Here is a 14,096-nt window from a genome sequence, read left to right on the forward strand (position 1 = left end):
GTTCTCAAGTGCGACTGTACTGCACCTGAATGAAACCAATTTTATCCGGGCAGTGCCGTGACAGGCGTCAAGCTGCGGAGTTTAATGAATACCTGTCCTTTGGAGTTGATGCTATGCGTAAGTCTGTTTTGCTGGTTGCTTCTTTTTCTACGATGGCGATGCTGCTCACCGGTTGCCAATCGAGCCTGACCGGTGACTCCTACTCCCGTGACGAAGCACGTCGGGTGCAGACGATCCGTATGGGTACCATCGAGTCCCTGCGTCCGGTGAAAATCGAAGGCACTAAAACCCCGATCGGCAGCGTAGCCGGTGCGGCCGTTGGCGGCGTTGCCGGCAGCTCCGTGGGTGGTGGCAAAGGCAGCATCGTCGCTGCGGTGATCGGTGCTGTGGCTGGCGGTCTGGCGGGTTCTGCCATCGAAGAAGGCGCGACCCGTACCCAAGGCGTTGAAATCACCGTTCGCGAAGACGACGGCAGCATGCGCGCCTACGTTCAGGAAGTTCAGCCAAACGAAGTATTCCGTGTTGGCGAACGCGTGCGTATATCCACCGTCGGTGGCACCAGCCGCGTTTCGCACTAAGTTTTACGCGGTTAAAACAAAACCCCGACCAGGTAACTGGTCGGGGTTTTGTGTTTTTGGCTGATTGTTTTGTTAGACCACTACAGCACACCTCGGCTGTGTGAACTCAGTAATAAATCCGGCTATTCAGGGCGCTCTATTGATGCTCTTGCGACTGGCCGCTGCGGTCACCGCGTAACCGATCAATGCGGCGAGGATCGAGCCGGTGAGAATGCCCATGCGATCCATGCCCGCGTATTCGCTGCTGCCCGGCACAAAGGCCAGGGAGCCGACAAACAGACTCATGGTGAAACCGATACCGCAAAGGATTGCCACGCCGAGTACCTGGCCCCAATTAGCGCCAGCGGGCAGGGCTGCAATGCCTATTTTGACGGCGAGCCAGGTCAGGCCGAAGACACCGACGGTCTTGCCCAGCAGCAAACCGGCAGCAATGCCCATCGGTACGTGGTGGGTGAAGCTCTCAAGGTTAACGCCAGCCAGTGAAACACCGGCATTGGCGAAAGCGAACAACGGCAGGATACCGAAGGCCACCCAAGGGTGCAGCGCGTGCTCCAGGCTCAGCAACGGTGACGGTTCAGCGTTTTTGGTGCGTAGCGGAATGCAGAACGCCAGGGTCACACCGGCCAGCGTGGCGTGGACACCGCTCTTGAGTACACACACCCATAGAATCAGGCCAATGATCATGTAGGGGCCGAGCTTGACCACGCCTAGCCGATTCATCGCCACCAGCGCCACCAGACAGGCTGCGGCCAGCATCAACGACAGCGTCGACAATGCGCCGGAGTAGAAAATCGCGATGACGATGATTGCACCCAGGTCATCGATGATCGCCAGGGTCATCAAAAACAGCTTCAGCGAGACCGGCACACGCTTGCCCAGCAAGGCGAGCACGCCGAGGGCGAAGGCGATATCAGTGGCCATCGGGATCGCCCAACCACCCAGGGCTGACGGGTTGTCTTTGTTGAGGAACCAGTAGATCAGCGCCGGCACGACCATGCCGCCGATGGCCGCTGCGCCCGGCAGGACGATCTGCGACGGTTTGGACAGATGGCCTTCAAGGATTTCGCGTTTGACCTCAAGGCCGATCAACAGGAAGAACATCGCCATCAGGCCGTCGTTGATCCATAACAACAGTGGCTTGGCGATTTTCAGGGCGCCGATCTGGGCGACCACGGGAGTGTCCAGCAGGCCGTTGTAGAGCCAGGACAGCGGTGAGTTGTTGATGATCAGGGCAAGAGCTGCAGCGGCAATCAATAACAGACCGCTGGCAGCTTCCAACTGAAAGAAACGCGTGAAAGTGCTACGCAGAGGCAAGGTCGCTCTCCATCTATTGATTCAAAAGGTGGACCACCCTAACCCGTACGGTTAGTTGTTAAAACAAAAGTTATATTCTTTTTTGTTATATGCCGTTACAACGATGTCTCCCGGGCCCGGCCTGAGCCTAGCAGTTGGTTGGCGTATTGGGCCTCAGCTGTACCTGTGCGTTATGTGGGTTTTTTCCTAAGCTTGTTGATTGAGCCTTCCGACAAGGTCAATCCATTGCCTGTTGTCACCGCCAGGTTTCCTTATGCCTATTCGATTCAATGAGAAAAAGACCATGAGCGACAACCGTCAGTGGGCTCGCGAAGCCATCCGGATCATCGAAGCCGACTTCCAGCGCAGCGCTGATACGCACCTGATCCCTTTGCCACTGCCGGGATTGCCGGGCATCGAGTTGTATTTCAAGGATGAGTCCAGTCATCCCACCGGTAGCCTCAAGCATCGGTTGGCGCGCTCACTGTTCCTTTATGCGCTGTGTAATGGCTGGCTCAAGCCTGGGGCGCCGGTGATCGAGGCGTCCAGCGGCTCGACGGCGATCTCCGAGGCGTATTTCGCGCGCTTGCTCGGTTTGCCGTTCATTGCAGTGATGCCGGCCACGACCTCTCGGGAAAAAATTGCGCAAATCGAGTTCTACGGTGGCAAAAGCCATCTGGTGCAGGATCCGACACAGATCTACGCCGAGTCCGAGCGCTTGGCCCGGGAACACGACGGCCATTTCATCGACCAGTTCACCTATGCCGAGCGTGCCACTGACTGGCGAGCCAACAACAACATTGCCGAGTCGATCTTTCAGCAGATGCGTTTCGAACGTCATCCTGAACCGAGCTGGCTGATTTCCAGCCCTGGCACCGGCGGTACGACGGCCACTCTGGGGCGCTACGTGCGTTATCGCCAGCATTGCACCCGCGTGTTGTGTGCCGATGCCGAGCGTTCGGTGTTCTTCGAGTACTACCAGACCGGCGATGCGAGCTTGCGTCTGGATTGCGGTTCGCGGATCGAAGGCATTGGCCGGCCGCGGGTCGAGGCGTCGTTCTTGCCTAAGGTCATCGATGCGATGGTCAAGGTGCCGGATGCGTTGTCGCTGGCGGCCATGCATTATTTGGCGCAGCGTCTGGGCCGGCATGTGGGAGGCTCGAGCGGGACCAACCTGATTGGCGCCTTGATGGCGGGGCAGCAGATGGTGGCAGCGGGGGAGAGTGGCTCGATCGTGGCGATTCTGTGTGATGGCGGCGAACGCTACGCGACCACCTATTACGATCAGGACTGGCTGAAGGCTCAGGGGTATGAGCTGAGTGGACTGATCGCGGCCGTTGTGGGCAGTGCCGAGCGCGGTGAGCCGCTGCCGACCAGCGTGTTGCGCGCCGGTATCTAAAACCAGGCACTGTCCCCGTAGGAGCAAGGCTTGCCTGCGATGAACGATAATGCGGTCTTACGGGAAGACCGCGTCAACTTCATCGCGGGCAAGCCTTGCTCCTACAGGGTTTCGGTCAGGCCTCGATGCCGAGAATATCCCGCGCCACCGCTTCGGCAATGCGAATACCATCGACACCCGCCGACAGGATCCCACCGGCATAACCGGCGCCTTCACCGGCCGGGAACAGGCCTTTGACGTTCAGGCTCTGCATCGACTCGTTACGGGTGATCCGCAGCGGCGAAGAGGTGCGGGTTTCGATTCCGGTCAGCACCGCGTCGTGCAGCGAGTAGCCGCGAATCTGCTTCTCGAAGGCCGGTAAGGCTTCACGAATGGCGTCGATGGCAAACGCCGGCAACGCCAGCGCCAGATCGCCCAGTGCAACCCCGGGTTTGTAGGAGGGTTCGACGCTGCCCAGCGCCGTCGACGGCTTGCCTGCGATGAAATCGCCGACCAGTTGCGCCGGTGCTTCGTAGTTGCTGCCACCCAGCACAAAGGCGTGGGACTCCAGACGCTCCTGCAACTCGATCCCGGCCAATGGGCCACCCGGATAGTCGACTTCCGGGGTGATGCCCACAACAATCCCGGAGTTCGCGTTACGTTCGTTACGCGAATACTGGCTCATGCCGTTGGTCACCACGCGATTCGGCTCGGAAGTCGCCGCCACCACGGTGCCGCCCGGGCACATGCAGAAGCTGTAGACCGAACGACCGTTCTTGGCGTGGTGCACCAGTTTGTAGTCGGCGGCACCGAGTTTCGGGTGACCGGCGTATTTGCCCAGGCGCGCGCTGTCGATCAGCGATTGCGGGTGTTCGATACGGAAACCTACCGAAAACGGCTTGGCTTCCATGAACACGCCACGACCGTGGAGCATGCGGAAGGTGTCGCGGGCGCTGTGGCCGAGGGCAAGAATCACGTGTTTCGAGTGGATCTGTTCGCCGCTGGCGAGCCCGATACCGGTTAACTGGCCGTCTTCGATCAGCACGTCAGTGACTTTTTGCTGGAAGCGTACTTCACCGCCCAGCGCACGAATCTGCTCACGCATGTTTTCGACGACGCCCGTCAGACGGAACGTACCGATGTGCGGTTTGCTGACGTAGAGGATCTCTTCCGGCGCGCCGGCCTTGACGAATTCGTGCAGGACTTTGCGGCCATGGTGCTTGGGATCCTTGATCTGGCTGTACAGCTTGCCGTCAGAGAATGTCCCCGCGCCGCCTTCACCGAATTGCACGTTGGACTCAGGATTCAGCACGCTTTTGCGCCACAGACCCCAGGTGTCCTTGGTGCGCTGACGCACTTCTGTGCCGCGCTCAAGAATGATCGGCTTGAAGCCCATCTGCGCCAGCAGCAGCCCGGCGAAAATCCCGCACGGGCCGAAACCGACCACGATCGGCCGTTGGCTCAGATCCTGCGGAGCCTGGCCAACGACCTTGTAGCTGACATCCGGTGCCGCATTGACGTTACGGTCATCGGCGAATTTGTGCAGCAATTTCGCCTCATCGCGCACGCTAAGGTCGATGGTGTAGATGAAGCACAGTTCGGAAGATTTTTTGCGCGCGTCGTAGCTGCGCTTGAACAAGGTGAAATCGAGCAGGTCATCACTGGCGATGCCCAGGCGCTGCACGATGGCTGGCCGCAGGTCTTCTTCGGGATGGTCGATCGGCAGCTTGAGTTCGGTGATTCGTAACATGACAGGGTCCGGTTCGCGGGGGCGCACAACTGCGCCAAAGGCGTTTCACAAACGGGCGATTATAAGCCTCAACGGCCCGTTCCGGTGAGGCTAAAACAGCATCCTGTCGAATCAGTCGTTACGTGAGCCGCCGAAATACGCGCAGCCACGTTGTACCTGGCCGTTGACCCGCAACTCGGCGCTCATGAATTGAACGCTGCCACGGGTGCTGTCGACGCAGCGTTGTGGTGCGATCCAGAGTTCAACGTGTTGGTCATTGGCTTCGCTACTGAGGCTGAAACGCCCGTCACCGAGTTGTTCTTCCAGAAACGGCAAGGCCAACGCTGGCTGGCCGGCGCGCTCGATCACCATGCCCTTGGTGTTGACCTTGACGTTCCAGTCGGGCGTAGTGCCGCTGGCACGCAGGATCAGCCGCTGGAAGTTGGGGTCTTCACAGGCCGCGCTCGAGCGCTCGACGCGGTATAGCTGCTGCACGTCGAACTGGGCAGCCGCATCAGCTGATTTGCCAGTGGCAACCCGGCCGCGCACGTCAGCGAAAATCTTGTGCTGCGCGCCCGCCAGCGTTGCAGCTTCCTGCAGGATGCTGGTGCTGCCGGTGTCATTGACGACATACAGCTTGTTTTCCTGGCACGGCTGAAACATCAGCTTGCCGTTGGCCATGCTGAGTTCGCCCTGCATGCGGGACAGGCCCGCCATGGACGGTTTCTCAGGCTGGCTCTGCAGCAACTGGCAACCGGCGAATACAGGAAGCAGGGCGACAAACATCAGGGAACGGGCAGCACGCATCGTTGGGTCTCCAGACAAGTGCCGCCACGTTACTCAGGCTGACCGCTCATCACAACCCTGCAGTGCACCTGCCCTCCTGTAAAACGCCTTGCTCTCAGCCGACGTTGTAGATCTGGCCAGTCTGCAGGCCTTCCACACTTTTCGCGTAGGCCAGCGCCACATCGGCGGCTGGGACCGGTTTGAATCCGCGGAAGTACGGTGCGTAGCTGCCCATGGCTTCAACCAGTACGTTAGGGCTGACCGAGTTGATCCGCAGACCGCGTGGCAACTCTATCGCTGCCGCACGGACGAAACTGTCCAAGGCGCCGTTGACCATCGACGCCGAGCTGCCGGTACGAATCGGATCGTGGCTGAGAATGCCGGTGGTGAAGGTGAACGACGCACCGTCGTTGGCGAAATCCCGGCCGATCAACAGCAGATTGACCTGGCCCATCAGCTTGTCTCGCAAGCCCAGTTCGAAGTCTTTTTCAGTCATGTTCGCCAGCGGTACGAAGTTGACGCTGCCGGCGGCGCAGATCAGTGCATCGAATTTGCCGGTCTGTTCGAACAGCTTGTGGATCGAGGCGCTGTCACTGATATCGACCTGGAAGTCACCACTCTTGCGACCGATACGAATGATTTTGTGGCGCTGGGACAGTTCCCGGTCAATGGCCGAGCCGACAGTGCCGGAGGCTCCAATCAAAAGAATTTTCATCGTGCGAATCCTCAAGTGGGTGAATGTGGTTTCAGTTTAGTGTGGTTTTTTTTATTGATAAGCGTGCTAATGGGCAACCTTTGGTTTTCAAATGGAAACAATCCATGAGCGAAATGGATGATCTGGCGGCGTTTGCAGTGTTGATCGAGGCCGGCAGTTTCACGCTGGCAGCGCAGCAACTGGGGTGTAGCAAGGGGCAGTTGTCCAAGCGCATCAGTCAGCTGGAAACACGTTTCAGCGTAGTGCTGTTGCAGCGAACCACACGGCGTTTGAGCCTGACAGCCGCTGGTGCAGCATTGTTGCCGCAAGCGCAGGCGCTGGTGATTCAGGTAGAGCGGGCGCGACAGGCCCTGGCACGCTTGAAGGACGACATGGCAGGGCCGATTCGGATGACGGTCCCGGTGTCGTTGGGGGAGACTTTTTTCGATGGGTTGCTGCTGGAGTTTTCCCGAGAGTACCCCGACGTGCAGATCGAACTTGAGCTGAACAACAGTTACCGCGACTTGTCGCGGGACGGGTTCGATCTGGCGATTCGTTCAGAGGTGGCCAACGACGAGCGAATGGTCGCCAAACCACTGTTGGCCTGGCACGAGATGACCTGCGCCAGCCCGGCTTATCTTGAGCAGTTTGGTGAGCCGCAGACGCCGGCGGACCTGGCCGATCATCGTTGCCTGCTCAACAGCCATTACAGCGGCCGGGAAGAGTGGTTGTATCACCAGCAACATGAACTGTTGCGGGTGCGGGTCTCGGGACCGTTCGCCAGCAACCACTACAACCTGCTGAAGAAGGCTGCGCTTGCCCATGCGGGGATTGCGCGCCTGCCTTCTTACTTGCTCCAGGCTGAATTGGCCGATGGCCGTTTGCGCTGGCTGCTGCGCGACTATCAGACCCGCAGCATGCCGATGTATCTGGTGCATCCGTATCAGGGCGGCTTGCCCAAGCGCACGCAGGTATTGGCCGACTACCTGATGAGGTGGTTCAAGCGCAGCGGCGAAGCACTGGATCGGCTGTAGCAGCTGCCGAGCCAGCGAGGCTGCGTCCGAGGACGAAGTCCTCGCAAATCCTGAACATGCAATTTATCTGAAAGAGCGCGTCGTCTGATGTACGAGCGCTTCGCACTCGAACGCAGCCTTCGGCAGCTGCTACACGGGCTTAGCGTTTGGCGGCGTAATGTTTGGCGATCAGGTGATCGATCGACAGCATGCCCGGACCTCTGGCCATCAGGTACAGCAGAACGGCCGCCCAGGTGCCGTGAGTCGGGTAGGCGTCCGGGTAGACAAAGGTCTGAATGGTCAGCGTCATCCCCAGTAGCGCCAGGGCCGAGAAACGTGTGGCGAAGCCGACGAGGATCAGCATCGGGAAGAAATGCTCGGCGAAGGCCGCCATGTGCGCCGCCAGTTCCGGGGACAGCAGCGGCACATGGTATTCGCTTTGGAACAACGGAATGGTCGAGTCCGCGAGGTGCGGAATTCCGAGCTGGAAGGTGCCGTCGAGCAGGTCGATGGCCAGGCCTTCGACCTTGGTTTGCCCGGACTTCCAGAACACCGCGGCAATGGAGAAACGTGCAACGAAGGCGATCAGGCTGTGGGGGATTTTCTCGAACAGTTCGATGATCCGTTCGATCAAGTGGGTGATTGCGTTCGGGTGTTCGGTGCGGGTGTTCATGGCGATACCTTGTCGTGTTGCAAGTGGATGATGGCGTTGTGGCCGATCAGCAGCGCCAGGCACTGACTCGGGTCGAACGGCGGTGCAGCGTTCAGGGCATCGGCGACCGCTTGCCCCAGAGGGTGGTTTTTTTGCAGGCTGTGGATGAAGGTCGCAGTGCCGACATCGATCGCAAAGACCTCGACCTCCAGGCCATTGCGCAGCACCAGTGCGTTTTGCGGGTGATACGGCTCAAGGTTCCGGGGCGGTATGTCAGTCTGGTGGGCAGCCCATAGCGCAACGGTGGCGTACGGCGAACTCAGCGTGAACGTTGAGGGATGCAGATGAATGTGTAGCTGTGCGAGCGCTTCGGGAGCAGCCAGCGCAGCAGCAATCTGTGCAGGCTCGACGGCATTGGCATCCGCTGCGTGATAGGCCATTACCCGCAAGCGTTCCAGGCGCGCAACATCTGCGAGGTACGGCACTGAAGCGGCCGGCGCAAAGTGCTCGATGAAACTGGCGAAGTCACTGCCGTAGTCGTTGATCAGCGCACTGGTCGGTGGGAAGTCCCGCACATAAAATCGGGCCATGGCCCGGAAGAACTCATCACCGACCAACTGCGAAACCACCGGATAGCTGTCGGTCAAGGCGTTGATCAACGAGCTCTGCACGTTGTTGCGGTACACCGCGAAGCGGCTATCCGGGTCTGCGCCGTCGGCGCTGAACAAACCGTCAGGGCAGGGCTGTCGAGGATCAAGCAGGGCGGCGGCGAAATAGGCTTGAGTATTCATCGGTGAACCTCGGTGTAACCCAGCAATTCATCGGCCTGACGGGCCTCGGCGAGCAGCACGGAAAATGCCGGCACCTGATTGTCGCGCTCAATCAGCGTGGCCACCGGCCCGACGCGCTCAAGAACTTGCGTATACAGCGTCCACACAGCGTTATCGATGGGGGCACCGTGATCGTCGAGCAGCAGGCGATCGCCGAGGCTGTCAGTGTCTTCGGCAAATCCGGCCAGATGGATCTCGCCCACGGCATGCAACGGCAGTGCGTCGATGTAGGCCAAGGGATCGCGCTGATGATTGATGCAAGAGACGTAGACGTTGTTCACATCCAGCAGCAAGCCGCAGCCGGTGCGGCGAATGACGTCAGTGATGAAGCAGGCTTCTTCCATGCCGGAGTGCTGGAACTGTAAGTAAGTCGCCGGGTTTTCCAGCAGCATGGGGCGTTTCAGATGCTGCTGGACCTGGTCGATATGCTCGCAGACACGCTGCAGTGTCGACTCGTTATAGGCCAATGGAAGCAGGTCATTGAGAAACACCGGGCCGTGGCTCGACCAGGCCAGGTGTTCGGAAAAGGATTGGGGTTGATAGCGTTCGATCAGTTTGGCGAGCCGGGCAAGGTGTTCGGAGTTCAGCGGGCCTTCGCCGCCGATCGATAGACCGACGCCATGCAGCGACAGCGGATACTGCTCGCGGATCAAACCCAGGTAATGATGAAACGGGCCGCCGGCCACCATATAGTTTTCGGCGTGGACTTCGAAGAAACCGATGTCCGGGCGAGTATCGAGTACTGCGCCGAAGTGCTCGGTCTTGAGCCCCAGCCCCGCGCGGGGCGGGAGCTCGGACGCCAATGCCTGAGTGTGAGGATGTACGTTGTGCAGCGCTGAAGTGGTCATCATCAACACTCAGGCAGAGGAGGGATTACGACTTGGCTTTGTAGGCGGCCATTTGACCGAAGCCGGTCGGTGAGGTCGGGCTGGCGGTCTTCTCGCAAGTGCCTTTTGGCACCAGTTTGAAGTGGTTGCTCTCGAAGTCGATTTTCGAGGTGCCCGCGCAGGTAGTGCCTGCACCTGCGGCGCAATCGTTCTTGCCTTTCATGGCGACGCCAAAGCATTTTTCCATGTCAGTGGCTGCGGCGTGGGCAGTGGTCGGCAGAGCCGCGATGCTCAGGGCGGAACCCAAGGCCAGGGCGAGGGCGGCGGCGGACAGGGTGCGAGTGGTAGCAGTCATGGTGTTTCTCCAAACGAGGGGTGGGTTCAAGTAAGCGTTGGTGCTTGCTTACCCCTCTAGAGAAAGGTCATTCGAGTTCGTTACAGCGCGTGTGAAAAAACTTTTGTACACGACACAATCCTGTAGGAGCACGGCTTGCGGCGATGGTGCCCGGGAGAACGCCATCGCCGGTAAGCCGTGCTCCTACAAGGCAAAAAAAAACGGCCCGCAGGCCGTTTTTTTTGCAGCAGTGCTTAGCCGCCCAGGTAGGCGTCGCGCACTTTAGGGTCGCTCAGCAGGGCTGCACCGGTGCCTTGCATCACTACCCGGCCGTTTTCCAGCACATAGGCACGGTCGGCAACCTTCAACGCCTGGTTAGCATTCTGTTCAACCAGGAACACCGTCACACCATCCTTGCGCAGCTGTTCGATGATGTCGAAGATCTGCTGGATGATGATCGGCGCCAATCCCAGCGACGGCTCGTCGAGCAGCAGCAGCTTGGGTTTGCTCATCAGCGCCCGACCGATGGCAAGCATCTGCTGCTCACCACCCGACATGGTGCCGCCGCGCTGGTTGAAGCGTTCCTTGAGCCGCGGGAACAACCCCAGGACCTTGTCCATTTGCTCCTGGTAATCGCCTTTCTCGGTGAAGAAACCGCCCATGGCGAGGTTTTCTTCCACGGTCAGACGGGCAAACACCCGACGACCTTCCGGGACCACGGCGATGCTTTTACGCATGATTCGCGCGGAGTCCTGGCCGACCAGTTCTTCGCCCATGTAGCGAATGCTGCCGCTATGGGCTTGCGGCGAACCGCACAGGGTCATCAGCAGGGTGGATTTGCCGGCGCCGTTGGCCCCGATCAGCGTGACGATCTCGCCCTGACGGACTTCGACGTTGACGCCGTGCAGGGCCTGGATCTTGCCGTAGAAGGTGGAAACGTTTTCGAACTGCAGCATTTACGCTTCCCCCAGGTAGGCTTTGATCACTTCAGGATTGTCGCGGATCTGTTCCGGCGTGCCGTTGGCCAGAGGCGTGCCCTGGTTGATCACGAAAATGTGGTCGGAGATGCTCATGACCAGTTTCATGTCGTGTTCGATCAATAGCACGGTGACGTTATGCTCTTCACGCAGGGTGCCGATCAGCGCCTTGAGGTCGTCGGTTTCCCGCGGGTTGAGGCCGGCGGCTGGTTCGTCGAGCATCAGGATGCTTGGACGGGTCATCATGCAACGGGCGATTTCCAGGCGGCGCTGCTGACCGTAGGCCAGGGTACCGGCCGGACGGTTGGCAAACTCCTTGAGGTTGACCTTGTCGAGCCAGAACTCGGCGTATTCCATGGCCTCGCGTTCGCTGCGGCGAAACGCCGGGGTCTTGAACAGACCCGCCAGGAAGTTGGTGTTCAGGTGCCGGTGCTGAGCGATCAGCAGGTTTTCCACGGCGGTCATTTCCTTGAACAACCGCACGTTCTGGAACGTCCGCACCACGCCTTTACCGGCGATCTTGTGGCCGGGCAGGCCTTCGATCGCTTCACCGTTGAGCTGGATAGTGCCAGCAGTGGGCTTGTAGAAACCGGTCAGGCAGTTGAACACAGTGGTCTTGCCGGCACCGTTAGGGCCAATCATCGATACCACCTGTTTCTCTTTCACGCTCAGGGCAACGCTATTGACCGCCAGCAAGCCGCCAAAGCGCATGCTCAGGCCTTCTACTTTCAGGATCTCTCTGCTCATTTACGCAGCTCCATGTGAGGACGTTGCATGGGCAGCAGACCTTGAGGACGCCAGATCATCATCAGCACCATCAAGGCGCCGAACATCAACATGCGGTATTCGCTGAAGTCACGCATCAGCTCGGGCAACAGGATCATCACGACGGCCGCGAGGACCACGCCCAGTTGCGAGCCCATGCCGCCCAGCACCACGATGGCGAGGATGGTGGCCGACTCGATGAAGGTGAACGACTCCGGAGTTACCAGTCCTTGACGTGCGGCGAAGAAGCTACCGGCAAAACCGGCGAAGCAGGCACCCAGGGTGAAGGCCGACAGCTTGATCACGGTCGGGTTCAGGCCCAGGGCCCGGCAGGCGATTTCGTCTTCACGCAACGCTTCCCAGGCACGGCCGATCGGCATGCGCAGCAGACGGTTGATCACGAACAGCGCGAACAGCGCCAGCAGCAGCGCGACCAGGTAGAGGAAAACCACCTTGCTGACCGGGTTGTACGTCAGGCCGAAGAACTCGTGGAAGGTCTGCATGCCTTCGGCGGCCGTTCTCTCGAAGCTCAGGCCGAACAGCGACGGTTTGGGAATGTTGCTGATACCGTTCGGTCCGCCCGTGAGGCCCGTCAGGTTACGCAGGAACAGACGGATGATCTCACCGAAGCCCAGGGTCACGATCGCCAGATAGTCACCGCGTAAACGCAGCACCGGGAAGCCCAGCAAGAAGCCGAAGGTTGCCGCCATCAAGCCGGCGATGGGCAGGCAGATCCAGAAGCTCAGACCGTAGTAGTGCGACAGCAGCGCATAGCTGTAGGCGCCCACGGCGTAGAAACCGACGTAGCCCAGGTCGAGCAGACCTGCCAGACCGACCACGATGTTCAGGCCCAGACCGAGCAGCACATAGATCAGAATCAGTGTGGCGATATCCACCGCACCGCGCGAGCCGAAGAACGGCCAGACCAGAGCGATGACGATCAACCCCATGATGACCCAGCGCTGGGTGCTGGGCAGGGTCAGGAAATTGCTCGCACTGGCCGGGATCAATTTACCTTTGGGCACGGAGCGCATGGCCGCCGTGTATTCGCGGTCGAACAGCACGCGCAGGAACATCAACACCGAGCAGGCGGCGATGATCAGCAGCGTGGAGGTCGTGGCACCCTGTACTTCGAGGTTGATGCCGGCGATGGACAGTTTCAGGCCGAGTACCGGGTACGCCACAGCCCAAACCAATAGCGCGCTGAAAAGCGCCTGTCTAAGATTCCTGATCATACTTTCTCAACCTCCGGACGGCCCAACAGGCCGGTTGGCCGGAATAACAACACCAGAACCAGAAGGCCGAAAGCCACCACGTCCTTGTACTGGTCACCGAATATATCGGCGCCGAATGCTTCGGCCACCCCCAGCACCAGACCACCGAGCATGGCGCCCGGAATGCTCCCGATGCCGCCCAGAACCGCCGCGGTAAAGGCCTTGAGGCCCACCAGGAATCCGGCGTTCGGGTTGATCACGCCGTACTGCATGCTCAGCAGTACAGCCGCCACGGCTGCCAGGGCAGCACCGATGACGAAGGTCAGGGCGATGATGTTGTTGGTGTTGATGCCCAGCAGGTTAGCCATCCTGATGTCTTCGGCACAGGCCCGGCAGGCACGTCCCAGACGTGAACGCGAAATGAACGTGGTCAGGCAGAGCATCACCACCAGGGTCACTACGAATACCAGGATCTGCATGTAGGAGATCAGTACTTCCTGTGCCCCGCCTGGACCAAAGCTGAAGCTGCCCGGAATCAGGTTGGGGATCGATTTGTCCTTGGAGTCCTGCGAGAGCAGTACGGTGTTTTGCAGGAAGATCGACATGCCGATGGCCGAGATCAGCGGGATCAGGCGGTTACTGCCCCGTAGAGGGCGGTAGGCGATCCGTTCGATGCTGTAGCCGTAGGCACTGGTGACAACGATGGTCGCCAGGAATGCGGCGGTCATCAACAACGGTAGAGAATGGATACCCAGCATGGCCAGTCCGGCAAGGACGATGAAGGCCACGTAGGAACCGATCATGTAGACCTCGCCGTGGGCGAAGTTGATCATTCCAATGATGCCGTAAACCATCGTATAGCCGATGGCGATCAGGGCATACGTGCTGCCAATGGTCAGACCATTAACCAGCTGTTGGAAAAAGTGATAGATCTCAGGCATTACTGCGCTCCTAAAAACCTGATACGCATTTCACTGGTGGAGTCATTTTCCCGCTCAGGCCCCGTGGATCTGCATCCACTTCGAA

15 protein-coding genes are annotated in these 14,096 nt (G+C 59.4%); 3 read left to right on the forward strand and 12 right to left on the reverse strand.

Annotated features, from left to right (window positions below; translation table 11 throughout):
• The first annotated feature begins 113 nt into the window (after positions 1-113).
• Positions 114-578, forward strand: a complete 465-nt coding sequence (locus AO353_RS17050; RefSeq protein WP_054596005.1) for a glycine zipper 2TM domain-containing protein — start codon at positions 114-116, stop codon at positions 576-578.
• A gap of 126 nt (positions 579-704) precedes the next feature.
• Here AO353_RS17050 and nhaA read toward each other — a convergent pair whose 3' ends face one another.
• The gene (nhaA, locus tag AO353_RS17055; protein WP_054596006.1) at positions 705-1,892 is read right to left on the reverse strand and encodes a Na+/H+ antiporter NhaA; all 1,188 of its coding nucleotides are present in this window, start codon (positions 1,890-1,892) and stop codon (positions 705-707) included.
• Positions 1,893-2,175: 283 nt separating this feature from the next.
• On the opposite strand from nhaA, the gene AO353_RS17060 reads away from it, so the two are divergent.
• A complete protein-coding gene (locus AO353_RS17060; RefSeq protein ID WP_054596007.1) occupies positions 2,176-3,270 on the forward strand; it encodes a PLP-dependent cysteine synthase family protein in 1,095 nt (364 codons plus the stop codon).
• A gap of 115 nt (positions 3,271-3,385) precedes the next feature.
• Here AO353_RS17060 and AO353_RS17065 read toward each other — a convergent pair whose 3' ends face one another.
• From AO353_RS17065 to AO353_RS17075, 3 genes are all read right to left on the reverse strand, one after another.
• Positions 3,386-4,999, reverse strand: a complete 1,614-nt coding sequence (locus AO353_RS17065; protein ID WP_054596008.1) for an NAD(P)/FAD-dependent oxidoreductase — start codon at positions 4,997-4,999, stop codon at positions 3,386-3,388.
• A 111-nt stretch (positions 5,000-5,110) separates the two neighbouring features.
• Positions 5,111-5,785, reverse strand: a complete 675-nt coding sequence (locus AO353_RS17070; RefSeq protein WP_054596009.1) for a COG3650 family protein — start codon at positions 5,783-5,785, stop codon at positions 5,111-5,113.
• A 94-nt stretch (positions 5,786-5,879) separates the two neighbouring features.
• Positions 5,880-6,479 (reverse strand): short chain dehydrogenase, encoded by a 600-nt coding sequence (locus AO353_RS17075; RefSeq protein ID WP_054596010.1) that lies wholly within the window; start codon positions 6,477-6,479, stop codon positions 5,880-5,882.
• A gap of 104 nt (positions 6,480-6,583) precedes the next feature.
• Between AO353_RS17075 and AO353_RS17080 the strand changes: the two genes are divergently transcribed.
• Positions 6,584-7,492, forward strand: coding sequence for a LysR family transcriptional regulator (locus AO353_RS17080; RefSeq protein ID WP_054596011.1), 909 nt, complete (start codon positions 6,584-6,586; stop codon positions 7,490-7,492).
• A 139-nt stretch (positions 7,493-7,631) separates the two neighbouring features.
• Here AO353_RS17080 and AO353_RS17085 read toward each other — a convergent pair whose 3' ends face one another.
• The 8 genes from AO353_RS17085 to livH all read right to left on the reverse strand — a co-directional run bounded on the left by AO353_RS17085 (position 7,632) and on the right by livH (position 14,011).
• A complete protein-coding gene (locus AO353_RS17085) occupies positions 7,632-8,144 on the reverse strand; it encodes a DoxX family protein (protein WP_054596012.1) in 513 nt (170 codons plus the stop codon).
• Complete coding sequence (locus tag AO353_RS17090) at positions 8,141-8,914, reverse strand: DNA-binding domain-containing protein (RefSeq protein WP_054596013.1); 774 nt, start codon at positions 8,912-8,914, stop codon at positions 8,141-8,143. Before AO353_RS17090 ends, AO353_RS17085 begins: the two co-directional genes overlap by 4 nt.
• Positions 8,911-9,804: a DUF692 domain-containing protein gene (locus AO353_RS17095; protein WP_054596014.1), complete on the reverse strand. Its 894-nt coding sequence runs from the start codon at positions 9,802-9,804 to the stop codon at positions 8,911-8,913. The genes AO353_RS17090 and AO353_RS17095 overlap by 4 nt, the downstream gene beginning before the upstream one ends.
• A gap of 22 nt (positions 9,805-9,826) precedes the next feature.
• Complete coding sequence (locus AO353_RS17100) at positions 9,827-10,135, reverse strand: DUF2282 domain-containing protein (protein ID WP_054596015.1); 309 nt, start codon at positions 10,133-10,135, stop codon at positions 9,827-9,829.
• A gap of 233 nt (positions 10,136-10,368) precedes the next feature.
• Complete coding sequence (locus tag AO353_RS17105; protein WP_054596016.1) at positions 10,369-11,070, reverse strand: ABC transporter ATP-binding protein; 702 nt, start codon at positions 11,068-11,070, stop codon at positions 10,369-10,371.
• Positions 11,071-11,838: a high-affinity branched-chain amino acid ABC transporter ATP-binding protein LivG gene (livG, locus tag AO353_RS17110; protein ID WP_054596017.1), complete on the reverse strand. Its 768-nt coding sequence runs from the start codon at positions 11,836-11,838 to the stop codon at positions 11,071-11,073.
• The gene (locus AO353_RS17115) at positions 11,835-13,091 is read right to left on the reverse strand and encodes a high-affinity branched-chain amino acid ABC transporter permease LivM (protein ID WP_054596018.1); all 1,257 of its coding nucleotides are present in this window, start codon (positions 13,089-13,091) and stop codon (positions 11,835-11,837) included. Before AO353_RS17115 ends, livG begins: the two co-directional genes overlap by 4 nt.
• Positions 13,088-14,011, reverse strand: a complete 924-nt coding sequence (livH, locus tag AO353_RS17120) for a high-affinity branched-chain amino acid ABC transporter permease LivH (protein ID WP_019692183.1) — start codon at positions 14,009-14,011, stop codon at positions 13,088-13,090. Before livH ends, AO353_RS17115 begins: the two co-directional genes overlap by 4 nt.
• Positions 14,012-14,096: the final 85 nt, after the last annotated feature.

The sequence above is a fragment of the Pseudomonas fluorescens genome (genome assembly GCF_001307155.1).
GTDB lineage: Bacteria > Pseudomonadota > Gammaproteobacteria > Pseudomonadales > Pseudomonadaceae > Aquipseudomonas > Aquipseudomonas helvetica.

Coding starts and splice junctions, on each gene's coding strand:
- AO353_RS17050 (WP_054596005.1), top strand. CDS start 114: ATGCGTAAGTCTGTTTTGCTGGTTGCTTCTTTTTCTACGATGGCGATG.
- AO353_RS17060 (WP_054596007.1), top strand. CDS start 2,176: ATGAGCGACAACCGTCAGTGGGCTCGCGAAGCCATCCGGATCATCGAA.
- AO353_RS17065 (WP_054596008.1), bottom strand. CDS start 4,999: ATGTTACGAATCACCGAACTCAAGCTGCCGATCGACCATCCCGAAGAA.
- AO353_RS17070 (WP_054596009.1), bottom strand. CDS start 5,785: ATGCGTGCTGCCCGTTCCCTGATGTTTGTCGCCCTGCTTCCTGTATTC.
- AO353_RS17075 (WP_054596010.1), bottom strand. CDS start 6,479: ATGAAAATTCTTTTGATTGGAGCCTCCGGCACTGTCGGCTCGGCCATT.
- AO353_RS17080 (WP_054596011.1), top strand. CDS start 6,584: ATGAGCGAAATGGATGATCTGGCGGCGTTTGCAGTGTTGATCGAGGCC.
- AO353_RS17085 (WP_054596012.1), bottom strand. CDS start 8,144: ATGAACACCCGCACCGAACACCCGAACGCAATCACCCACTTGATCGAA.
- AO353_RS17090 (WP_054596013.1), bottom strand. CDS start 8,914: ATGAATACTCAAGCCTATTTCGCCGCCGCCCTGCTTGATCCTCGACAG.
- AO353_RS17095 (WP_054596014.1), bottom strand. CDS start 9,804: ATGATGACCACTTCAGCGCTGCACAACGTACATCCTCACACTCAGGCA.
- AO353_RS17100 (WP_054596015.1), bottom strand. CDS start 10,135: ATGACTGCTACCACTCGCACCCTGTCCGCCGCCGCCCTCGCCCTGGCC.
- AO353_RS17105 (WP_054596016.1), bottom strand. CDS start 11,070: ATGCTGCAGTTCGAAAACGTTTCCACCTTCTACGGCAAGATCCAGGCC.
- livG (WP_054596017.1), bottom strand. CDS start 11,838: ATGAGCAGAGAGATCCTGAAAGTAGAAGGCCTGAGCATGCGCTTTGGC.
- AO353_RS17115 (WP_054596018.1), bottom strand. CDS start 13,091: ATGATCAGGAATCTTAGACAGGCGCTTTTCAGCGCGCTATTGGTTTGG.
- livH (WP_019692183.1), bottom strand. CDS start 14,011: ATGCCTGAGATCTATCACTTTTTCCAACAGCTGGTTAATGGTCTGACC.